The sequence below is a fragment of the Colwellia sp. Bg11-12 genome (assembly GCF_014076955.1).
In the GTDB taxonomy this organism is placed as follows: domain Bacteria; phylum Pseudomonadota; class Gammaproteobacteria; order Enterobacterales; family Alteromonadaceae; genus Colwellia_A.
Genome location: NZ_JACGUZ010000078.1, coordinates 81,232 through 104,592 on the forward strand (window position 1 = coordinate 81,232; position 23,361 = coordinate 104,592).

At 36.8% G+C, this 23,361-nt stretch carries 19 protein-coding genes, 1 tRNA gene and 1 riboswitch; of the genes, 13 read left to right on the forward strand and 7 right to left on the reverse strand.

Annotated elements, in window-relative coordinates; all coding sequences use genetic code 11:
- Positions 1–281: 281 nt before the first annotated feature.
- Both hutG and H4J39_RS15235 read left to right on the forward strand, forming a co-directional pair.
- Positions 282–1,073: an N-formylglutamate deformylase gene (hutG, locus tag H4J39_RS15230; protein ID WP_182229244.1), complete on the forward strand. Its 792-nt coding sequence runs from the start codon at positions 282–284 to the stop codon at positions 1,071–1,073.
- A 14-nt stretch (positions 1,074–1,087) separates the two neighbouring features.
- Positions 1,088–2,449: a formimidoylglutamate deiminase gene (locus tag H4J39_RS15235; RefSeq protein WP_220462225.1), complete on the forward strand. Its 1,362-nt coding sequence runs from the start codon at positions 1,088–1,090 to the stop codon at positions 2,447–2,449.
- A gap of 88 nt (positions 2,450–2,537) precedes the next feature.
- On the opposite strand, the gene H4J39_RS15240 is transcribed toward H4J39_RS15235, so the two are convergent.
- Positions 2,538–2,894 (reverse strand): hypothetical protein, encoded by a 357-nt coding sequence (locus H4J39_RS15240; protein ID WP_182229246.1) that lies wholly within the window; start codon positions 2,892–2,894, stop codon positions 2,538–2,540.
- 134 nt (positions 2,895–3,028) lie between these two features.
- Here H4J39_RS15240 and ccoG point away from each other — a divergent pair, with 134 nt between their 5' ends.
- Genes ccoG through H4J39_RS15255 form a run of 3 tightly spaced genes read left to right on the forward strand, consistent with a single transcriptional unit; the run spans position 3,029 to position 6,120 of the window.
- Entirely contained in the window at positions 3,029–4,462 is a 1,434-nt protein-coding gene (gene ccoG / locus H4J39_RS15245) for a cytochrome c oxidase accessory protein CcoG (protein ID WP_182229247.1), read from the forward strand.
- The gene (locus H4J39_RS15250) at positions 4,462–5,439 is read left to right on the forward strand and encodes a serine/threonine protein kinase (RefSeq protein ID WP_182229248.1); all 978 of its coding nucleotides are present in this window, start codon (positions 4,462–4,464) and stop codon (positions 5,437–5,439) included. Before ccoG ends, H4J39_RS15250 begins: the two co-directional genes overlap by 1 nt.
- 48 nt (positions 5,440–5,487) lie before the next feature.
- On the forward strand, positions 5,488–6,120 hold the full coding sequence (locus H4J39_RS15255; protein WP_182229249.1) for a thiol:disulfide interchange protein DsbA/DsbL: 633 nt from the start codon (positions 5,488–5,490) through the stop codon (positions 6,118–6,120).
- A gap of 29 nt (positions 6,121–6,149) precedes the next feature.
- Here H4J39_RS15255 and H4J39_RS15260 read toward each other — a convergent pair whose 3' ends face one another.
- The 3 genes from H4J39_RS15260 to H4J39_RS15270 are packed head-to-tail and all read right to left on the reverse strand — an operon-like array spanning position 6,150 to position 9,627.
- Entirely contained in the window at positions 6,150–6,818 is a 669-nt protein-coding gene (locus H4J39_RS15260; RefSeq protein WP_182229250.1) for a TVP38/TMEM64 family protein, read from the reverse strand.
- Complete coding sequence (locus tag H4J39_RS15265) at positions 6,819–8,930, reverse strand: SHOCT domain-containing protein (protein ID WP_182229251.1); 2,112 nt, start codon at positions 8,928–8,930, stop codon at positions 6,819–6,821.
- Positions 8,931–8,976: 46 nt separating this feature from the next.
- Positions 8,977–9,627, reverse strand: a complete 651-nt coding sequence (locus H4J39_RS15270; RefSeq protein ID WP_182229252.1) for a single-stranded DNA-binding protein — start codon at positions 9,625–9,627, stop codon at positions 8,977–8,979.
- A 118-nt stretch (positions 9,628–9,745) separates the two neighbouring features.
- Positions 9,746–9,864, forward strand: a riboswitch (TPP riboswitch).
- An 89-nt stretch (positions 9,865–9,953) separates the two neighbouring features.
- Here H4J39_RS15270 and H4J39_RS15275 point away from each other — a divergent pair.
- The 4 genes from H4J39_RS15275 to H4J39_RS15290 all read left to right on the forward strand — a co-directional run bounded on the left by H4J39_RS15275 (position 9,954) and on the right by H4J39_RS15290 (position 14,233).
- A complete protein-coding gene (locus H4J39_RS15275; RefSeq protein WP_182229253.1) occupies positions 9,954–12,104 on the forward strand; it encodes a TonB-dependent receptor in 2,151 nt (716 codons plus the stop codon).
- 230 nt (positions 12,105–12,334) lie between these two features.
- Positions 12,335–12,601, forward strand: coding sequence for a hypothetical protein (locus tag H4J39_RS15280; RefSeq protein WP_182229254.1), 267 nt, complete (start codon positions 12,335–12,337; stop codon positions 12,599–12,601).
- Entirely contained in the window at positions 12,601–13,272 is a 672-nt protein-coding gene (gene pnuC / locus H4J39_RS15285; RefSeq protein ID WP_182229255.1) for a nicotinamide riboside transporter PnuC, read from the forward strand. Before H4J39_RS15280 ends, pnuC begins: the two co-directional genes overlap by 1 nt.
- A gap of 16 nt (positions 13,273–13,288) precedes the next feature.
- On the forward strand, positions 13,289–14,233 hold the full coding sequence (locus tag H4J39_RS15290) for a phosphotransferase (protein WP_182229256.1): 945 nt from the start codon (positions 13,289–13,291) through the stop codon (positions 14,231–14,233).
- Here H4J39_RS15290 and H4J39_RS15295 read toward each other — a convergent pair.
- Together H4J39_RS15295 and H4J39_RS15300 are read right to left on the reverse strand one after the other, a co-directional pair.
- Positions 14,222–14,716 carry a hypothetical protein gene (locus H4J39_RS15295; protein ID WP_182229257.1) on the reverse strand — a complete coding sequence of 165 codons (495 nt, stop codon included), beginning with the start codon at positions 14,714–14,716 and terminating at the stop codon, positions 14,222–14,224. The two genes, H4J39_RS15290 and H4J39_RS15295, sit on opposite strands and share 12 nt — an antisense overlap.
- A 117-nt stretch (positions 14,717–14,833) precedes the next feature.
- On the reverse strand, positions 14,834–15,145 hold the full coding sequence (locus tag H4J39_RS15300; RefSeq protein ID WP_182229258.1) for an NTP transferase domain-containing protein: 312 nt from the start codon (positions 15,143–15,145) through the stop codon (positions 14,834–14,836).
- Between the two features lie 200 nt (positions 15,146–15,345).
- On the opposite strand from H4J39_RS15300, the gene H4J39_RS15305 reads away from it, so the two are divergent.
- The 3 genes from H4J39_RS15305 (at position 15,346) to H4J39_RS15315 (ending at position 22,060) form a co-directional block, all read left to right on the forward strand.
- Complete coding sequence (locus H4J39_RS15305) at positions 15,346–20,103, forward strand: RHS repeat domain-containing protein (protein ID WP_182229259.1); 4,758 nt, start codon at positions 15,346–15,348, stop codon at positions 20,101–20,103.
- Positions 20,103–20,570, forward strand: a complete 468-nt coding sequence (locus tag H4J39_RS15310) for a hypothetical protein (RefSeq protein ID WP_182229260.1) — start codon at positions 20,103–20,105, stop codon at positions 20,568–20,570. The genes H4J39_RS15305 and H4J39_RS15310 overlap by 1 nt, the downstream gene beginning before the upstream one ends.
- A gap of 347 nt (positions 20,571–20,917) precedes the next feature.
- Positions 20,918–22,060, forward strand: coding sequence for a lipopolysaccharide assembly protein LapB (locus tag H4J39_RS15315; RefSeq protein WP_182229261.1), 1,143 nt, complete (start codon positions 20,918–20,920; stop codon positions 22,058–22,060).
- A 15-nt stretch (positions 22,061–22,075) separates the two neighbouring features.
- On the opposite strand, the gene H4J39_RS15320 is transcribed toward H4J39_RS15315, so the two are convergent.
- A tRNA-Arg gene (locus H4J39_RS15320) sits at positions 22,076–22,152 on the reverse strand.
- Positions 22,153–22,357: 205 nt separating this feature from the next.
- Between H4J39_RS15320 and H4J39_RS15325 the strand changes: the two genes are divergently transcribed.
- Positions 22,358–23,359, forward strand: a complete 1,002-nt coding sequence (locus tag H4J39_RS15325) for an efflux RND transporter periplasmic adaptor subunit (RefSeq protein ID WP_182229262.1) — start codon at positions 22,358–22,360, stop codon at positions 23,357–23,359.
- The last annotated feature ends 2 nt before the right edge of the window (positions 23,360–23,361 follow it).

Here is a 23,361-nt window from a genome sequence, read left to right on the forward strand (position 1 = left end):
AACCAGCAAATCTATTTAGCAATATTAACGAGAAACCGCCTGAAAAAATATACGTTATAAGTCACTATCGTTATCTTAAAATTTAATCAAGGTTATACTTTTATGTGTAAATAATAGGGATAGTACAATGAGCTAATGACGGGAAAATTTATTAAAAGGTACGATAATTAAAGCCGTAAAGGCTCTTTCTCGCTACCCGCATAGAACAATAAATTTGCTTGCGATAGCAACAGCATGATAAATTAGTCTGCACAAGTTGTATATACAATTAAAGGGTTAAAATGTCTGACACCTATACGTTGATAAAAGGTCGTATTCCGTTACTTATTAGTATGCCACATAATGGTGAAAATTTACCTAGCGACATTGCTGATAAAATGACAGAGCAAGGTAAAAAAGTGGCTGATACAGACTGGCATAAAGACAAACTTTATGCTTTTGCTCAAGCGCTAGGTGCTTATATTATTATGCCAAAGTATAGCCGTTATGTTATTGACCTTAATCGAGACCCTAAAGGTGTTGATTTGTATCCAGGAGCTAATAGCACTGAACTTTGTCCGACCACTTCTTTTGATCTTGAACCACTTTATCTTGATGGACAAACACCTAATAAAGCTGAAATATCTCATCGAATAAGTACGTATTGGCAGCCCTATCATCAAGCCTTGAAAACGACATTAACTGATATTCAAACAAAATTTGGTCAAGCTGTTTTACTTGAAGCACATTCTATTTTATCAAAAGTGCCTCGATTTTTTGAAGGGCAATTACCCGATTTTAATTTTGGCACGGCTGATGGTACGAGTTGCGCGCCTGAATTAATAATGGCACTGCAAAAACTTGATTATTCACCTTACTCAATGGTCACTAACGGGCGGTTTAAAGGGGGATTTATTACCCGTGAATATGGTCAGCCAGAAAATAACATTCATGCGGTGCAGCTAGAATTATCGCAACGTACTTATATGAGTGAGCCTAGCCCTGAATATAACGAAGCGTTGGCAAATGACGTTATTCCTAAGCTTGAGCAATTAGTAAAAACATTGATTGAATTTTCGCAACAAAAAAATTAGCACAGGTATTATTGATGAAGTTATTTGCAGAACGTATTTTACTCAGCAGCGGTTGGAAAACACAACAAACACTGACAATAGAAAACGGGGTGATCACGGCAATCGCATCGGGGTATATTGATGGCGCTGAAAAAATAGGTGTTGTTATTCCCGGTATGGTTAATTGTCATTCTCATGCCTTTCAGCGTGCTTTTGCAGGCTTTAGTGAGCAGGGTAGCGAAGGTCAAGATAGTTTCTGGACATGGCGTAACGTTATGTACAAATTTATTGACCAACTAACCGTAGATGATGCCGAAATAATTGCCACCCAGCTCTACATTGAAATGCTTAAAATGGGATATACCCGAGTAGCCGAGTTTCATTATTTACATCATCAAATAAATGGTGATAACCACAACGAACTTGCAGAAATGGCAAAAGCTATTTTTAAGGCGAGTCAACAATCGGGGATTGGCTTAACGTTATTACCTGTACTTTATCGGTTTAGTGGCTTTGGCCCATTACCCGCAACTGATGGGCAAAAACGTTTTATTAATTCAGTTGAACAGTTCAATCAACTGGTCAGTGATTGCTTTACCTTAAGTGCTGAGTATCAAAATACCAATGTTGGCATTGCACCACATTCGTTAAGAGCGGTTGACAAGCCTTCGTTAGAACGAGCGGTAAAACATGTACGAGGTTTAGACAATAAAGCCCCTGTGCATATTCATATTGCTGAGCAGCAAAAAGAAGTGGACGATTGTTTAGCACATTATGGTCAACGTCCGGTGGAATGGTTATTAAATAATGCATCATTAGACCAACAATGGTGCTTAATTCATGCCACGCATATCAACGAGCAAGAACGCCAAGGTATTATTGCCAGTAAAGCTATTGCAGGGATTTGCCCAACCACTGAAGCAAATTTGGGGGATGGTATTTTTCCTACCACTGAATTTTTAGCTGAACAAGGCACCTTAGCGATAGGATCTGATAGCCATATTTCAGTTAATCCCGTGGAAGAATTGCGCTGGCTAGAATATGCTCAACGATTAATTAAACAGCAACGTGCCATTTTGGCAACAGAAAATGAACCCTCAGTGGGTCGTAATTTGTGGCAAAAAGCAGCGTTAGGCGGCGCGCAAAGTACCAACAGTAATACGGGGGAATTGGCGGTAGGGAAACAAGCTGATTTGCTGGTACTTAACGCAAAAAAAGTGGCTTTATTTGCACATCATGACCAACATTTATTAGACAGTATGATCTTTGCGAGCCAGCAGAACATGGTTGACGACGTTATGGTGAATGGCCACTGGGTGATTAAAGCGGGAGCACATCACTTAGAGCAAAAATCAGAACAAGCATTTTCTAGGTTGTTAGCAAGCCTTTCTGCTTAGTACACATAGAGCTATTGAGAATCGATATTTGTTTTAGTTTCTCGGTAGCGCGGTTTTCCCGTCAATAAATAATAATTGCTTTATGGGTTTATAGCAGCGAACTATAACGCGAAATAGTTTGGCAAACTTTCTTTTGATTTTCATGATGAAGATGAGGGCTTTGCTGATTAGCGTTACAGTAGTCGATAAAAAATGCTTTTACTGATTTTCTATCGGTGGTTATTTTTTTTAAAAAAACCTGTTCTTCACTGCTAAAGCCAGCAAGTTCGCTTTTTAAATCGGTATAAATTTTATCTGCTTTTAATCTCACACTCGTATCAGTCGCTTCTGAAAATCTATCGATAATCATTGTTTTCTTTTCTGTAAACCAGTCTTCTAGCTCTGGTTGTGGGTAAAAGTGTAAAAATAATGCAGTTGCAACGATTAAGATCAATAAATTTTTCATAAATTTTCATATAATTGAATGGTTATATAAGAATAATCAATTTTTGGCTTATTCACTAATTTAAATTATTTTATAACGTATTGTTCGCTAAATATCGTTATAATCTCGGTGCTCTCGTATATCAAGGATTTATCGTGAAATCAGAAGACAAGAACAAAAAAACATCGGTACAAATTCCCGTTAAAAACATTCAGATACATCAACCTAATAAGGTAGAAACCTACCAGCCACGTGACCAAATTTATGTGCGTAAGGTTAGTGGTGTCTTTCAATTGCTTAGGCAAAGAATGAACTTTGTTTTTTTAGCCCTTTTTGCGTTACTGCCTTGGTTACAATATAACGATCATCAAGCCATTTTATTTGATATTTCCGAGCAACGTTTTACTTTGTGGGGGTTAACGTTATGGCCGCAAGACTTAACACTACTCGCTTGGCTTTGTATTCTTAGTGCCTTTTTATTGTTTTTCATCACCACCTTTTTAGGGCGTGTCTGGTGTGGGTACCTATGTCCTCAAACCGTTTGGACCTTTATTTTTATCTGGTTTGAAGAAAAAATTGAAGGTACCGCTAATCAACGTAAAAAACTCGATAGCCGTGAACTTGATTTTGACAAATTCTGGCGCAAAGCATTGAAGCACACCTGCTGGCTATTTTTCTCTCTGTTAACAGCATTAACCTTTGCGGGTTATTTTGCACCAGTAGATGAAGTTTTTATTGATTTTTTCACTTTTCAGGCCTCGTTTACTTTAGCCGCGGTTGTGTGGTTTTTTACCTTTTGTACCTATGGAAATGCTGGTTGGATGCGAGAAATCATGTGTTTACATATGTGTCCTTATGCGCGTTTTCAATCAGCGATGTTTGATAAAGATACCTTAACAGTTTCATATGACTTTAATCGTGGTGAAGACCGTGGCGCGCGCTCTCGCAAGATAGAGCACGCATCGTTAGACATCGGTGATTGTATTGATTGCAACCTTTGTGTGCAGGTTTGTCCAACAGGTATAGATATTCGTAACGGCTTACAGTATGAATGTATTAACTGTGGCGCGTGTATCGATGCCTGTGACGATGTTATGGAAAAAATGAATTACCCGAAAGGGCTAATACGTTACACCACCGAACATGAATTACAAGGCAAAAAAGTTCACTTTATCCGTTCAAAATTAGTAGGATATGCAATTGTTTTAACAGTGATGACTAGCTTACTTGTTTTAGAAATTGTTAATAGAGTCCCTGTTACCATGGATATTATTCGTGACAGAAATGAGTTAGCTAAAGAAAAATTTAACGGTGACATAGAAAATGTTTACACCTTAAAAATATTAAACAAATCACAAACCGACAACGTTTATCGCTTGTCAGTAAAAGGTATTGCAAATACTAAATGGCATGGCGAACAAGAAGTTATGGTAAAAGCTGCGGGTGTCTATACCTTGCCGATGAGCCTTTCTGTTGACCCTTATGAATTAAAAGAGTACATGACCGATATTTCATTTGTTATTGAACTGGTTTCAGAGGAAGATGACGTTTCTCTAGAACACGAAAGTAGGTTTTTTAATAAACGCTAATGTCTGTATTTGATTTTACTACACTGTCACCCGACTTAATTTTAGATGGCCTGGAAAGCACAGGCCTCTTTGTTGATAGTGGCTTGCTTGCCTTAAATAGTTATGAAAATCGTGTGTATCAATTTCATGATGATGATAAGAAAAAATATGTTACTAAATTTTATCGGCCACAACGCTGGACCGAAGCTGAACTAAGAGAAGAACATAGTTTTGCTTTTGAATTAGCCAAGCAAGAATTACCGTTAGTGGCGCCATTAAAAATTGGAGGGGAGTCACTTTTCTCTTATGAAGGCTTCAATTTTGCTATCTACCCTTGCCGTGGTGGTCGTATATTTGAAGTTGACAATTTAGATCAGCTTGAATGGATGGGACGATTTTTAGGACGCATTCATGCAGTCGCGGCAACAAAACGTTTTAAGCATCGCCCAACTTTTAATAAGCAAGAAATGCTTTTTCAGGCAACAGATATCATAAAAGATTCTGGTTTCGTCCCCCATTACTTGAGCAAAGCTTTTTTTACTATTTTAGAGCAAGTTGTTGATATAGCCGCCGAGCAATATCAACCCAGTAACGAAATACGTTTGCATGGTGATTGTCATGCGGGTAATATTTTGTGGACGGACAATGGCCCACACTTTGTCGATTTAGATGATTGTCGCATGGGGCCAGCGATTCAAGACTTATGGATGATGCTTTCTGGCGACCGCCAACAGCGATTGTTACAGCTTGATACGATGCTATCTGGGTACGAAGAGTTTTATTCATTTGAACCCAAGCAACTTATTTTGATAGAATCATTACGTACCATGCGAGTTGTTAATTATATGGCCTGGTTATGTAAGCGTTGGCAAGATCCAGCGTTCCCACATAACTTTCCATGGTTTAATACGGATAAATATTGGGAACAGCAAATTCTGATGCTTAAAGAGCAAGTGTCTGCGCTTCAACAGCCCCCATTAAGTTTATTACCTGCATAATTATTAATAATAAAAAGTGCAAAATTTATCATAGAGGAAAAAGATTAAATGAAAAAATTATTAAGTTTATTTGTCATGCTCTTGTTGCCATTAATGGCATCTGCAGCAAATTATCAAGAAGGTACGCACTATACCGTTGTTAGCGAACAAGTGACGAAAAAACCTGAAGTGCGTGAATTCTTTTCATTTTATTGCCCGCATTGTTTTCGTTTTGAACCTTTTATGGCTAGCGTAAAAAAACAATTACCAGCAGGAGTTAACTTCGAATTTAATCATGTGGATTTCTTACGTGGTGCTTCACCGGTGATGCAGCAAATGTTAAGTAAAGCGGTAGTCGTTGCTGAAGAGCTAGGTATGGAAAGAAAGCTCATGGGTGCACTTTTTAATTATATTCATGTACAACGTGCTGTTTTTACCTCTGAAAAAGATATTCGTAATGTTTTTGTATTAAATGGCGCTGACGGCGAGAAATTTGATAAATTAATGAAAAGCTTTGGTGTGAACAGCAAAGTTAAACAAATGAAGAAAAAACAAGACTATTATGCGAAAAGTGGCGGTTTAACTGGCGTTCCTGCGGTTATTGTTAATGGTCGTTATAAAATTGATAATGCCGGTTTAGACAAAGAAAATTTTGAAGCCGACTACAATAATTTAGTTAAGCATTTACTTACCCTTGATTAACTAATCGATATTAGTGTGATAATTAGGAGCTAAACAGCTCCTTTTTTTTTGGCTGTTTTTTCTTTTTTATAAAGTAAATAGCCAAAAATTAACGCGACAACGAGTAAGCATAAACTCAATAATATTTGTTGATTTTGACCCACTTTAATACCTGCACCCAGTAATGAAAATATTAACATTTGTGGGATAAAGCCAACGCAAGTCCCTGTAACATAAGGGATGACTTTTATGTTGGCAATGCCTGCTAGTATGTTAGTTAAAAAGTTAGAGCCCGCTGGCAGTAAACGAATAATTAATGCTTTGCTAAAAGTGTGCGTTGAAAAGAAAACAGATACGCGGTTAAGTTTTTCAGGGTAGGTGTCTAGCACTCTTTGTCTAAAAAAAGTTTTTGCGACCAATAACGTTAATATACAACCGAGTGTTGCCGCTAAAGTAGCGACTAGCGCACCATAAAAGATACCCAATATATAGCCACAAGAAAAAGCCGCAACTTGCCGAGGTAAACCTATGCTGGTGAGTAAGGCTAATACGGTTAATAAGGTCAGTGCCCCCAGTGGTCCTTGAGGAATGAATTGATCAATTAGAGGTTGTAGGTTGTTACTTTGCAGTGCATCTAAAGAAAAAAGCACACTAAAAAGAATGGCAATACCTATCAATGTTGTGATCAAAAATAGTGTTTTAGTGCGTCTGTTTAGCATTTATTTATTATCTGTGATGTCTGATAAGATCTTAGCTTTAGCTAAACTAAACTCTTCTTCATTGAGAAAGCCTTTTTGTTTTAAGTCGGCAAGCCTATCTAAACTATTAATTAATTCAGAGTCATGGATAGTGATATTGTGTAATTCTTCTGCTGATTTATGTTCTTTAACCGATTCTATTTCTTTGTTAATAACGCGATGTTGTTCTACTTTTACCAATGCCTTTATTATGGGAGGCTCAAATACAGCCGCTTTTATTTTACGCTTTTGTGTCGCCTGCGGGTTTAATTGTTTCGCGATAAACCAACTCCAATCAATCAATGACTCTAAAGTGTCAAAGTATTTTGCCTTAGTTAGACGATGGTTGCCCTTGCGTAGATATAAACAGATGACATATTCTTTAGTGTTTAAATCTGTCAGGTAAAGCTGAACCTCTCGGATTTCATCATTAATAAGTTTATGTTGATGAGCTTTTGTGAAATTGAGGCGTAATTGGTTTTCTCGCTGTTCGTTGTAGCCATGGTCATTATCTTTATTGATGGTACTGACAATATTATCATTAATAGAAATTTCACTCTTAACAATGTCAGCAATAGCAAGTTGGCTATCTACTTCAGACTGATGACGTTTGTAAAATAATAGGGTCGTTTGCGAGCTATCTAATTCAAACCGAGCAAACTGACTGCTTAATTTCGCTTTTACAGCATTGCTTTTCGGTCGTAATCGATAAAATACCACGGCTACTACTGAGATAAATAATATTAATAAGAGATTGCCGTAAGCATTACTGTTTACTGTGTCTGCTTGCTCATCATGCTCTTCTTGTTCAACTCTGGCCTCAATATTACTGTCTTTATCAATTACCAATGTACTCGGTTGAATGGATAATAATCGCTTGTTGGCATAATCTAGTAGTAAAGGTTCGCCGGCATGATCTAAGAGCAGTGAAACTTTATTTGCTGGGGAAAGCTCATCTTTGTTAAAAGACCCAATAGCTTGTCCCGAAAATTCTTCCTTAATCTCACCATTTTTTATCGTGGTATTAAATTGAGCAAGTTGCCAATTCTTTGCATTATTAGCAAGGTATAAAATATTGCCAACAGAGTTTTTTAGCGATCTGCCATAATATGGAAAAATACTTTCATTGCCCCATTGGTTAGGCTTAAGTGTAAAAACGAGTTTCTTTTGATAAGAATCTCGCCAATCAGCCCCTTTTTCTGCAACAGCGACTTGGTGAACACCCTCGTAGGTATGTTCTATGAGCAATGCGCCATAATGTTGCTTCGACCACGAAAAAGAATTGATATTTTGAGCCCCTAAAATAAAAATCTCATTGTTAATACTATTTGTTTTCATGAAAGGGTTACTGCTTGGCGTTCTATAATTTCTGAGACCAAATTTTGTAGGGTTAATACGTAAAACAACACCAGAATATAAAGTGCTTGTATTAGCATTCGATTTTTTTTGTACACTGTCTGATAGGGCAATATGCATTAAGCCGTAGTCTTCGTGCCATACTTTATTATAAGGATTAAAAGCAATTTTCTGGATATGATGGGTAAGGCTAGGAACCGCAATTCTGATGACTTCTCTGCGTTGCTTTTTGTCTATAGGCACAGGGGCTGAACTATCGTATTGCCATTGGGTGACCACCGCGTCAAATGGCAATGTTACTGGATCCTCTAACAGAGTTAAGCGTGCAACATTATTATTTGTTTTCTTGGGTTCAATATGAGCTGTAAAAAAGGTTTGGTAACCGGGTTTATCTGCTAACGAAAAGCTTGGATGTAAGGTGAAAGCGGTTAACTTTACTTGTGCTAGGTTATTTTGGTTGCTTAAGGGTAAGCGAGATAAAGAAAGTAATTTGGCACCGCTGAGTAAAGATAACTCGCCCTTTTCATCTGCAAGTAAATATTGATTTTTATCTTTTCTTCCATGGGGTAATGGAGTTAATGTTATTTTATTTTTCGTACTAAGTGTGGGTAATTTCGCTAAAATCTCAAGATTATATTCTTCTGCAACGGTTGTTAATACATTTAATAAACAGTAAATAACGAGTACCGTTGAAAGTGCAGGCTTAACTATCTTTTTTATATAAGAAAGAATTTCCATATCGCGTCAACAATCCCATATTTATAAAAATTATAGTGAATGAATGTTAATGTTTCAATAAAACGACTTGGTGAGAATCAATAAACTGTGATTTTTTACTATCGTTAAGGTAGCTTAATCTGCCATCAACAACTAGCTGGTCACCGAGCTCTGCTTTATCTTTAATATAATGCGCTTGTTTACCCCAGATATGCACTGAACGTTCGATAGAGATATTTTGGGTTTGCTGAGTTATAGGGGAATACACTAAATTATTTACCGTTAAGTTAAGCGCAACTAACTCTTTATTATTCTCGGTGAGTACTAAATTAATTTCACTGCTAATTTCCCCACTCATATGCACTTGGTTAATTGATTGTGCGTAACCTTTAGCGAATGTTTGTGCATAAGTGGCGTGTAATATTTCACGATTAGCTTTTTTACTATTGAGTAAATAGCCTTGCACTAAAATAACATCGCCTTTTTGTGAGTGACATAGCGAACGATCAACAATATCGCCAATCACTTTAACTGTATGGTAACTCGTCCATTCTTTAAATTGATTGCTGGCTTTATCAAACCATTTACTATGAGTCGCCAAGACGAGTTCAGCTACGGCAACTACAGGGTTTGCTTGATAACGAATGTCAGGTTTAGCAACTAAATTACCTAATAAGGTTACTGAACATAAATGATTTTGGCTTAGATGATTTGTCATGGCAATTTAATAAAAAAAACTATAATGCTAATTTACTGAAAATCATCATATTAAGCAAATACATGGTCATGAATAATGACAATTTCCTGTACATTGGTAAAAAAATTGTTAGTATGCCGAACAAACCAAGGGGTGCAATATAAAGTGGTTGTTAATACGCTTCTATATTGCTGAGAATTTTTACCCTTAATACCTGAAACGGATAATGCCGGCGTAGGAATGGTTAATACTTTAAATACTTGTCGTAAACACTTAATGTAAGTGCTTACTTGCGTTGTATTGTTGTATTGCTCTCTTTTGCTTGCATGCCAAAAAAAGAGCGCTGTATGAACCTAATAAAATCTCCTTTAGCCATTGCCTTAGCACTTTCCCTAAATTTACCTGTTGCTTATGCAACTGATGACACAGACGTACTCGAAAAAATCACCGTAAAGGGTGATTATCGCGAAATCAATGTTCAAAATACGCCTTCGTCTTTATCTATTTTGACTCAAGAGGACATTGCACTTCGTAATGCCCAAAATTTAGAAGAACTTGTTGGCGGAATTGCTAATGTCAATTATTCAAGTGGCTCTCAACGCGCCCGCTACTATCAAATTAGGGGTATTGGCGAGCGTAGCCAATTTCAAGAACCTATTAATGCTTCGGTCGGTTTAGTTGTTGACGATATTGATTTCTCAGGCATAGGCAGTATTGCTTCTACGTTTGATATTGCACAAGTAGAATTGTTTCGTGGCCCACAAGGCACCCGGTTTGGCGCCACAGCGTTAGCTGGTTTGGTTTATATGTCGACTAATGCACCAAGCGATGAGTTTGAATCAGCCGTACGCTTTAGTGCAGGTAACTATAATAGTGTCGGCGCAGGGCTTGTACTTTCTGGTCCTGCCAGTGAAAAAGTAAATTACCGTTTTTCAGCGGAGCAATATAAAAGTGACGGCTTTATTGAAAATACTTATCTAGAAAAAGACGATACCAATAATCGTGATGAAACATCTTTACGTGGCAAGTTAGCGATTACAGCAAGTGAACATTTAACGATTGATTTAGCTGTGCTGTACTTTGATTTTGACAATGGCTACGACGCGTTTTCACTCGACAACAACAGAACGTCTTTTTCAAACCAGCCTGGTTTTGATCAGCAAGAAACTATAGCAATGAGTGCAAAATTTACCTATTCAGGCATCAAAGGGTTTGATGTGGTGTCTACTCTTAGTCATGCAAATTCGGACTTAGCCTATGGTTATGATGAAGATTGGGCTTATGGTGAATATGAATGGATCGCTGATGATTGGGACAACGGTATTTATAATCCTGATCCTTGTATTACACCAACGGGTTGTTTAGCTGAAGTGGATGGTTATTCTTCAACAGATCATTACCTACGTGACAAAAAGAACAGTACCGCTGAACTTCGCTTTGTTTCTCAACCTGATGCTAATATTTTTGCGAATACAACTTCGTGGGTTGCCGGTATTTACGTCAAACAAGAAGAAGAAGACCTGCAGCGCCAATACACTTATTTAGCCAGTGACTTTTCATCAAGCTATAACGCTGACACTTTTGCTGTTTTTACACAATTTGATACGCAGTTAAATGAAAAATTTAGACTAACTACGGGTTTACGAATTGAACGTCGTAGCAGTGACTATAATAATTCCGACGCGATTGATAACTCGCCTGACGATAATATGGTCGGTGGTAAAGTCGTACTCTCTTACCAAGTTGATGAAAGTTCTATGATGTATGCCTCAGCTAACCGTGGTTACAAAGCTGGTAGCGTTAATTCAAGTGGTACATTATCTGAAGACCTACGTAGCTTTGAGCCTGAATATTTGTGGAATTATGAGCTAGGCTATAAGGCAAACTTTTTTGATGATAGTGCTTATGTACGTGCCGCTGTTTTTTATATGGACAGAGACGATATTCAAATAAGTAGTTACCACCTTAAAGAACGCCAAGATGGTAGTTCAGAGTTTATTAGTTACTGGGACAATGCCGCGCAAGGTTATAACCAAGGTATTGAAATTGAAGCCGCCTGGAATGTTACAGACAACCTAGAGATATATGGTGGCTTAGGTTTACTTGATACTGAATTTAGTGGCTATGTTTATAAAAATGGTGATAGAGAAACAGGTCGCGATCAAGCACATGCGCCAAACCATCAATTTAACTTTGGATTGAACTACTTTATTAATGACCAATGGCAATTCAACTTAGCTGTAGATGGTAAAGACGAGTTCTATTTTTCTGACAGTCATGATGAAAAATCTGACTCGGTGGCATTGTTACAGGGATCAATTCGTTATTTAGCACAAAATTGGCAAGTGAAATTATGGGCGCGTAATATACTTGATAAAGAATACCAAACGCGTGGTTTTTACTTTGGTAATGACCCACGCGATGGTTATGCCGATAAAGCTTATTATCAGTTTGGTGAACCCGCGGTATTTGGTTTAACGTTTGATTATAACTTTTAAAGCTAAGCGCTCCTCAGCTAATACGCGGTCATCCTGAATTGATATGCCACCATGTTGAAGTAATATGCCGTCATGCTGAATTTATTTCAGTATCTGTATTCGAGACTTAAAGTAATGAGATCCTGAAACAACTTCAGGATGACGGGTTTCTGGTTCAGGATGACGGTTTTTGTTTAGGATCACGCAGTTTTTGTTCACTGTAAAAAAGTGGCATACCATTAGGAAATAATATGAAAATATCGATAGAAATTAGTTTGTATCCACTAGCAGAAGAGCAGTTTAAAACTGAGATTTGGGCATTTATAAAGCGTCTACGTAATGTCGATGGTTTAAATGTGATCACTAACGGTATGAGCACACAAGTTTTTGGTGATTACGATTTAGCGACTCGCCATGTTATGGCAGAAATTAAACATGTTCATCAAACTTTAAATGCGGCGGTGTTTGTTTGTAAGTTTATTGGTGGTGATCGTTCAGAAGTAGAAGCTGAAAGCTAATGATTGATTCGCTACAAAGCACTCTTAATTATTTTTATGGTTTACCCTTGTGGGAACTCTTAGCGGTTATTTCTGCTTTGTTTTATGTCGTACTTGCAGCAAAAGAAAATATTTGGTGCTGGCCTGCTGCGTTAGTCAGTACTGTTATTTATACCGTTATTTTTTATGATGTCTATTTATGGATGGATGCGGTACTTCAGGTTTATTATCTCGTAATGGCTATTTTTGGATGGTATTGCTGGCGTAAAATTTCGCCGTCTGCCAATCATGGCGTTAACCGCAATGCACATTCATCGACGCTTGAGATTCAAAGCTGGCCATTAATTTTTCACACTAAAATTATATTATTACTAACAGCCTGTTCTTTGGCTATTGGTTGGTTAATGGACAACTACACACCAACAGATTTTCCTTATCTAGATTCTGCTACTACAGTTTTTGCTGTATTCGCTACCTATTTAGTGACTAAAAAAGTATTAGAAAATTGGCTCTACTGGATAGTAATTGATCTTGTCTCTATTTATCTTTACATCGAAAAAGACTTACAACCAACGGTTGTGTTATTTTGTTTATATGTGGTCATTGCGATTGTTGGTTATGTGATGTGGTTGGGTAAATACCAAAAAAATAATCATCAATCAAATGGTAATATTGCGTCTGCGACAGAATAGTTAGGTGACAACGTTAATGAATCAAAGCATTGACAATATTTCTCAAGAAATTAAAGCCTTACCTTGTTTTGCCAAGGGCCAGTATAAAATTACGCCGTTGGCTGGCGGTGAAAGTCATGAGTGCTTTAGCGTTATTTCTACTGTAAATTCTATTGAAACAGATTATTTTGTTAAATCGCTCGCTAACCATAAAGAAACCGCCATGGCTGAAATTGCGAGTAACTTGCTGGCAGCCGAAGCTGGTTTGGCACCGGCAATAATTTATCATTCACCCTTATGGTTGGTGTGTCAGTTTATCGTGGGCGATTCACTCGCTCATTACTTTGCTGAAAACTTTACCCGTTTACCCATCAACAAAATTATCATTGCGATGAACTTGATGGCCAAAACACATCAATTAAAATTGCCCCTAAATCATCCAACATTAGCGATTGAACCGCTAATGTTAAGCCAAACCATAAACAAAGCAATCACTCCAACTCAGCGGACTGTTTTGAATAAAATTATCGGCAAGATAACGCCATCTCAATCAAAAAATAATCGCTTGGTGCTATGTCATGGTGATGTAAATGATGAAAACATTCGCTTAAGCGACTCGTTTAACCCTGAAAGTCCGCTGGATCATACATGGCTAGTCGATTTTGAATGTAGTTGTTTAGCTGAAGCTGAATACGATATTGCGATGTTTATTGCGATTAATGGGTTAATGCTGACCGATGTTGATATTGCTATTCAAAGCTATCAGCAATGTGCTGATGTTGTTATCGATAAAGAAAAAGTAGTTGCCTATCTCGCTTGTTGTTATTTGATCAATGGTTTGTGGTATATAGAGGCAATGATTAACAGTAATCATTGCCAAATTTTCATCGTAAAGGCTCGCCAACAATTTGTACTTTTTGACCAATTAGCATTAACTCAAGAGAAGGTTGTACCTTTACTTAACCAGCTTTTAGCTAACTAGCGTAGCAAAGGCTTTTTCTTGATGAAGGTTAGCTATGTTCTTTTCAACTAAAGCTGTATCTTCAGGAAAGGTTAAGCCAAACCAGTTATCTGTCGAGGTTAGCAGCTTAACTTTTTTGTTCTCTTGCGCTATTTGTTGCATAACAACGGCTGGTAAGTAGCATTCAAAACGATTAACATTTGCAGTCGTACTCTCTTTGTTGTTGTCAGTGACAGCTTTACTAATATAAACCTCTATCGCTGAAAATATATCTGTGGTAAAACGCCAACAATTCATTGATGTTAGACTGTTTGGCTGAAGTTCACTTCTTGTACTTAAATGATTAAATTGGCCGGTAATTTTTTGTTCATCATCACTCACAACACGCTTAATGTCATGACATTCATCAATACTTAATAGTAAATTATGAGAGTCAAACTGGCAAAATCCACGATTAACACCACCAAATTCAGAAAGGGTTTTGTCTAATTGAAAAGCCACCATTAAATAAGGCTCAGGAAAATCAGTGCTTTTTGTTAGGAGTAATTTAAAAGCATTTTTTCCATAGTAATCATCAGCATTGATTACTGCAAAATTACTGTTAATACTCTTACGACAACATCAAATTGCATGCGCAGTCCCGAGGGGTTTTTCTCTATTTTCAGGGAGAGAAATTCCTGCAGGTAAATCACTTAAGTTTTGCTCAATAAATTCTATTTCTATTTTACCAACAAGCCGGGGCAATACCTGTTGAGAAAATAAAGCACGTAAATCTGCCCGAATAATAAAAATAACTTTTGTAAATCCTGCGTCTACCGCATGACAAATATTGCACTCCATTAAAGTCAAATTGGCAGGGCTAAATTTAGCTAACTGCTTATTACCACCAAATCGCGAGCCTAAGCCCGCCGCTAAAATAACCAATGTTGTCATTAACTAATACCCATTTAACTTAACTGACGACTATGGGCTAACTTACTATTAAAAATACTTAATGGCTAATCCCTTGAGGCTAACTGTGGGTAAGTGTTGTCGGTTTTGACTTATGATCTTATTTGACGAAAACAAAATGTTAAACTAATGTTAATGAAAAGTATCATTTGTTTTTAATTACGTATAAAGGGACTTTTAAAATGTGTAAAATATTTAAATTGATCATCATTGCAAGTTCACTGCTCGCGAGTGTTGAAGCTCTATCTGCAGAAGTAATAAAAAAAGTAGATATAAACACACAAAAAAAAGAAGTCATAACTAAATCATCAGGTACCACTTTAGACAATCAACATGTCAATCTTATTCCTGATACAGGCGAAGGTGATTCATCACCTTCGTCAAATGAATTTATCCAGTTTGGTTTAAATGCCAAAGATTCCATTACTCCAGAAACAACAGGTTTATTGGGGGAGCAGATAGACTTAAATACTGGTGCTCTTAGTTTCACTTATACAGACGTATCTCTTCCTGGTAATAACAACATTCCTGTTTCAATTTCTCGTCAATTTAAAGATAGCGCTTTTAGTTTTTGGGCAAAAGGTGGTTTTGGTGATTGGGCATTAGATATTCCACACATTCGTACTAAGGTCATTATTGGCCATAAAATGTTAGGAACTTGGGGTCGAGGACAAGAATGTAGTGGTGAACCAGAGGTAACGCAAATGGTTGCGAGTGGTGGCGTTTTTCTTGGCTCTGAATATTTTGATGGTGAGCATTTACATGTTCCAGGCATGGTTTCTGAGCAGTTACTGTATGTAGGTGGAACTCATCCGAAAAAAACAAAATCTAATTGGCGAGTTACTTGTGCACCCAATACGCTTGGTGCGGGAGAGATGTATATTGTACAGTCACCAAATGGGTTAACTTATACGTTTAACGTAAAAGTGATAGAGACTGATCGCATTTTAACAAATGGCTCAGGAAGTATCGGTGTTAAAAATATATATCTGTATGTTAGCAAAATTCAAGATAGGTTTAATAATACGGTTAATTATCATTATGGTAATGTTCAAGCTGGGCCTAATACTTATAAAGTACTTAATCAAATATCATCGAGTGACGGCCGTCTTATTACTTTACGTTATGATTTAGCCTCGCCTAATAATCGACTAATTACCAGTGTTAATGCTAATGGGCGTCAGTGGTTTTACAGCTATCAAGGTGGAGATGTAAAAACGTTGGCCTCAGTAAGAAGGCCTGATAATAGTGAATGGCGTTTCAATTTTTCTGCATTTAATCATTACAAAAGGCTAGAAACCCGATGTAGCATTCCATCTCGATACCCTCAAACTGTTTCGATCACTCATCCTAATGGTGTTAAGGGCACGTTCACTGTTGAGGCAAGATTACGGGGCAAGACGAAGGTTCATAAACTGTATAACGCATATAAAAATATTTATTATACAAAAAAGTGTCATCAATCAATGGCATTGACTACCAAAACAATTTCAGGACCGGGTTTACCCATATCAAATTGGTCTTATAGTTACTCTGAAAACTTAGGTTATTATGCAAATGAGGCTTCTTCAGGCTCAAACTTCAGAATTCCTTATCCTTATCCTGCTGATTATATTAACAATATAGATTATAAGAGAACGACAGTATTAGCACCGGATGGTTCGAAAACTATGTACTACCACAATAGAGATTACACGAGTGTGCTTGATGGTAAGCTTGTGGTCACTGAATATTATGATACTAACGCAACGAGCGTATTAAAACGAGTGGTTAATACGTATCAGCAAGGACCATTTGTAGGTGATAGTTTAGTTGAGAATGTTAATGTTGCGCCTATCACTCATAGAGCACTGATGACGAAAAAAACAATTGAGCTACATCAAGGCAGTGTAAACAAAAGATATTATAAAGTTTTTTCTGAGCACAATGATTATGGCGTTGCTAGAAAGACCTATGAATACAATAATTTTAATAACAATAAGCGCTATACAAAACAAGCCTATTACCATGACACAACGAACTACTTATTAAACTTACCCACCACAACCTACGTGAGTAGTGATAATAATTATGTAGGGAATGAATTGGTTTCACAGCAAACCTATCACTCGGCAAGTGGGGGATATAAATCAAAGCCATATCATAGCTATCGCTTGGGTCGCTGGGTTAAACGAAATGAAAGTTATCACACCAGTGGTACAAACGCGGGCCTACCTAAACTCACCCGTTTAAATGCAAGTAATCGTTGGTCTGAAGCGAGCGATTATTATCGTGGTATCCCTCGTACAATCAGAACACCACAAAGTACTTCAACCACAAGCCAATACGGCTATAGAACCGTTGATAGCAATGGCTGGATAAAGCAAACAACAGACTTTAATGGTAATGTCATCAACTATGGTCATGATAACTTAGGGCGTAAAACGCTTATAAACCCTGCAAGTGCTCAATGGAACAATACAACTATTTCTTATAATAGTGCTCATGGAAGTGAAGAATCTTCATTTGTGCATAATGGTATGCTGATAAAAACGACTACTAAGGGCAACTTTGAAAGTAAAGTCTATTATAATGGCCTGCTTCGCCCAGTACTGACAAAAGTACGTGATAAACGTGATTCATCAACCATTGTTTACACAAGAAATACTTACAACGCCTATGGGAAAAAAACATTCCAATCTCAACCCAAAAGATCTATAACAACAACATATGGCACTAATATAACCTACGATGGTTTAGGGAGAATAACCAAGTCAGTAAATAATACACTTGGTGGTAACGGTGTTCGTTATAGCTATGCACCCAATAGTAAAGTGTCGGTGACAGATAATCGTAATTTGCTCACCACCACAACTTATAAAGCCTACGGTAGCCCAAGTCAGCAAGAGCCCATTAGTATTGTGACCCCCAATAATCTTGCGAACACTATTATGACTTACAGTTTATATGGGAACCTTAAAAGTATCACCCAAGGAGGAATTACCGAGCATAGAGTTTACGACTATTATCACAACTTATGTAAAACAGTTAGACCTGACATAGGTAATACTGCTGTTAGTATTGATGCAGTCGGTAACACTGTGTGGTCAGCTCAAGGAAACTCAGTTTCAAGCAGTTTAACAGCTTGTGACACTTCGGTTTCAATAGGTGAAAAAACAACGTATAGCTACAATAATTTGGGAGCATTAAGTCTGGTCAGTTTTGGTGACTCAACGGCAAATAAAGCATACTTTTATGATAAGAACGGTAATTTGAAATCATTGAGTTTTAATGGTGCAACACATAATTATCACTACAATGATTTGAATTTGATGACATCAGAGTCATTAGTTTTTGATGGCTATATATGGACACTAACCCACCAATATAATGCTGAGGCTAACAAAAATAGTACCACTTACCCGAGTGGAAGAACTATTTATTATTCTCCTAACGCATTAGGTCAAGCGCAGTCGGTAGGGAGTTATGCCAGTAACATTGATTATTTTGAAAATGGGCAATTAAAGAATATGACCCATGGCAATAGTTGTTTAACAATACAAACTTTAAAAAGTTTTGGTGTACCTAATATTCAGCGTACTTCATGTGGTGGTAGCTCTCTTGTTAATAACCAATATAGCTATGATGGAAACTTCAATATTACGCGCTGGAACGATCTACAGAACACCTCACATGATTTAAAGTTTACCTATGATGCGCTAGACCGTTTAGATACTACGAAGAAATATGTTATATCATCTGGTGGTTCAGAGACACAATTTCAAGCTGAATCAGTACCGGCAACCAGCATTGCTATTGGGGGGGATTATCCACCTCCTACACCACCTTATCCGGGTCCTGGACCAGTAGGTTCATGGAACGTTATTGGTGATATGAACTACGATAATATGGGCAATATTACTACGTTTAGGTTTGACGGTTCCTATATTAACTATTACTACGGGAGTGATAAAAAATTGTCCAGCACCTCAGGCTCTGTCAACTATAATATGGCTTATGATAGTAGAGGCAATGTGACCAGTAATGGTAATAAATCGTTTAGTTATAATTTAGCAAATCAAATGACCTATGGTAATGGGAACAGCTATCGATATGATGGCCATAATCGCCGGGTTAAAGCAATAGATAGCACTGGCACGCGTTATTCTTTTTATACATCATCGGGGCAACTTGTTTTTGAGAATATTAATGGTGTATCACAAGAGAATTACTATTTAGGGAGCCAACTCGTCGCACAACAAAAAGCCAGTGTAGTTACTTATATTCACAGTGACTTGCTAGGCAGTACAGCGGCGAAATCAAATAGGTTAGGCAACATGGTTTCACAACATCGCTATAAGCCTTTTGGCCAAGACTGGGGTGGGACAAAAAATGAAATTGGTTATACAGGGCATAAGTTTGATACTGACTTAGGGTTAAGTTATATGCAGGCACGATACTATGATCCAGTCATAGGTCGGTTTTATTCGAATGATCCTATCGGATACACGGATTCAAACCCAGTTATGTCGTTTAATCGATATTTATATGTCAATAATAATCCATATAAGTTCACCGATCCGAGCGGTGAAAATCTGGAGGTTATTGCTACTATAATTATAGTTGTCGCTATTGTTTTAACTGTAAATGACGCTGTAGATGAACTTCCAGTGCAAGAAACAGCAGACAATGTAGATGCTAAAATAGAATCTCAGGGGGCTTTAGCTGATTATGTTAATTCAAAAGGTGCAGATGGTACTTTTGACAAAATGACAGAGACATTTGATAGTGCAGTCGAAGCTGATGCAGAGAGCTTGGAGCAGACAGGAGAGTTTGCAACAGCAGCAGCACCCATTTCTACTACAGCGATTCCGGGGAAAGGGGTGGAGCTTATAGCCCCTGTTATCAATTCGACTAAAACAATTGTTGAAAAAGCTGTAAAATCTAAAACGAGTAAATAATGAAAAATAAAATATTGAAATTTTTAATTTTTGGCTCATGTTTGTGGTTAGTCTTTTACTTTTCAATAGAAAGTAGTACTCGCCAATTTTATATATATAAAATTAAAAACGGTGATTCAATTACCTATGAAAAAACTATGATTAAATTAAATTCAGATTATGCGATTTCGCTATTTAGAAATAATAGATATTCATTAAAAAATATTAGTGATTTCGATAATGATATTATGATTACTAAATATTCTGATTTAAGTTTTACTATAGAAAAAGCTGTGCAGAAAAAAGCTATAAATAAACTATATGAAACTGATAATAAATGTGAAATATATGAGAATTTAATTCAATCAGAGAAACTAATTAGATATATGGTTTTATATCGAAAGTTAGGACTTGTTGCTGACTTTTCTGAGTTAAGGGTCCCCGAAGGTAATTTGATAAAAATGTGCCAAATATTCGAAGAAGAATAAATTAACGTTAAGGTAAGATAAAGTCTTAACATTAAATATTAAGCTCCTTATGAAGTGTTCACAAGGGGCTTTATTTTTGGCTGCTTTTGAAGACAAAGGGATTGAAAATCAGCCTCGCACTTGCGAGGCTTTTTATTGGTTTTAAATTGAATGGACTGAAATATTTCTCCTAAATACCATTTTCATCTGATACTTAATCAGATAATGAGCAAAACATTAAAGGCTTATTCGCATCTTAGCTTTAATAAAATAGCAGACTGATAAGCTAGGTTTAATGACACAGTTCAACTAATCGTATACTTTGATGGAGATAAAGTCTGTCAAACGAATGGAGCAAAGGAATTGTTATGTTAAAACTCACCGCTATTATTTTATTTATCTCGCTATTAAGTGCCTGTTCTAACACTATCGTCGACCCTGAAGCAAAGATTGATATTCCGCTAAATAACAGTTTATTCACGTTTACGGAGGCGGTCATAAGTGAACAAGATATTTTCTCTCTTTCCAAGGAACAAGAAGCTGATTTTTTTGAAGAGTATAACAAGCTTAAAAAGGAAGGGCTTGAGCCGCATGTTGCCTTAGCGACTTATCTGCAACGCTTTAAAAATAACTTTACCTTTTACGGTGAAACCAATGTTGCTCAAAAGTCTTTAAGTGAAAAAAAAGGGAATTGCTTAAGCTTATCTATTCTGACGACGGCTTTAACTAGACTAGTGGGGTTGAAAACCTCTTATCGTGAAGTGACTTCGGCGCCTATTTTCCAAAAAAACAATCAGTTTTTATCATCGTCTTCACATGTGCAAACTATTATCTATGATCCTAGCTTTGTTCCAGAAAAAGGTCTGATATATCTGACTAAACCAGGCATCGTGATTGATTATTTCCCAGTGAAAAACAGTGAAAAAGGACCAGAATTCTCCTTTAATAAATTTTTGTCTATGTACTATCGAAATATTGCTGGCGATGCCCTTATACATAACAAACCAGATTTAGCTTTTGTCTATGGAAAAGAGGCGTTGAGAATTTTACCGTCGAGCGTTGAAGCCCTTAACTTTATGGCTTTATTGCATAAAACTGAAAATGATAAGTTAACCTCTGAAAAATTATATCAATTAGGTATATCTTTGGATGAAAAAAACATTCCTATAATACGTAATTATATGATTTTATTGTTAACAGAAAATAGAATGGCGGAAGTCGATTTTTATCAAAAAAAATTGAATACTTTGGAAAACCCAAATCCATATGTTTGGCTCGAACAAGCCTATAAATCACATAAAGATAGTGAACAAGCTGAAATTTATTTCAAAAAAGCCTTAAAAAATGCGCCTTATCTAAAAGAAGCTTACATAGGTTTAGCTAAAATATACTTTAAAAGAAGTGAGATGAAATTGGCTAAAAAGATGTTGGAAAATGCGTTGAAGTGGAGCTACAAAAAAGAAGAACAACAGTTATATAAAATGAAACTATCTATTTTAAGTGCTGCTTGATACTTGAATAAAAAGTGGTCCACCCGACAGGATTTGAACCTGTGACCTCACGCTTCGGAGGCGTGAACTCTATCCAGCTGAGCTACGGGTGGTTTGCTGTTCTAAGCGCGGCAAATACTATAATTAATCGTGAAAATTGTCTAGCTTTGTCGTCTTTATTTTCAGTTGATGTGCGAATTTTATAAATCTGAATCAAGCAGAGCAAAAATAATGGAAAAAGATGTACTTTATTTAGCAACACCCCTAAAGTATTGGCTATAATAAAATTAGTTAATTTAACGCGTTATAGAATTGCATATGAAATCATGGAATAGTTTTGTTAGGTTTTTAATCGCAGGAATAATCATTTCTGCATCATTTTCAGTATTGTCGCAAAGTTACGATCTCGAACAAGTCATTGTTGAGCCTTACGCAGATACGATCAAACGAACGGGGAAACTCGATTTTAAACGAACGTTGAATTTATCTTTCAAAAGTAGCGGCTATTTAACCGAACTATCCGTTGATGAAGGGCAGTATTTTGAAAAAGATCAGTTGCTTGCTTCTTTAGACACTACAGAATTACTTCAAAATAAAAATGCGACGTTTGCACAACTACTACAAGCAAAACGTGAAGTTAACCGTCAGAAAAAGTTGCTTGAAAATGCATTGAATTCAGAACAAGATCTTGATATTGCACTCACCCAAGTTGAAACAACGAGAGCGGCATATCAAATTGCCTTTTATAATTTCGAAAAAGCGCAAGTCATAGCACCATTTTCTGGGGTGGTCTTAAATCGTTATACTGAATTAGGCGAGTTACAGTCACCCGGGCATGAAATACTAAAAATAGCGGCGCTGGATAAAAACTGGGTAGTAAAAGTTGCATTAACGGGTAGTGAAGTAAGCCAGGTTCGTTTAGGTCAAAAAGTAAATGTTAGCTTACAAGCGTTAGGTGTTGTTATTGGTGAAGTTAGTAAAATACCGGCTATTGCTAACACTGACGGTAATATGTTTATTATTGAAGTCTTACTACCAAACCTTACGTTAAAAAGTGGTATTGTCGCAGGACAAATTGCCGAAATCACGATCGATTTTACCAGTGACAATTTTGTTTACCGTTTACCTATTTCTGCCTTAATTTCTGTTGACGACAATGGTCAAGCTATTGTTATTACGAAAAACGATCAAGAACTCACTTATCAGCACTACGATATTTATCGTTTAGACAATCAATTCTTATATTTGTTTGCGTCAGTTGACGATCAGCCTATACAAATAGTTACCAGTGGCTGGCAACATATTAAATTAGGTAAATAGCC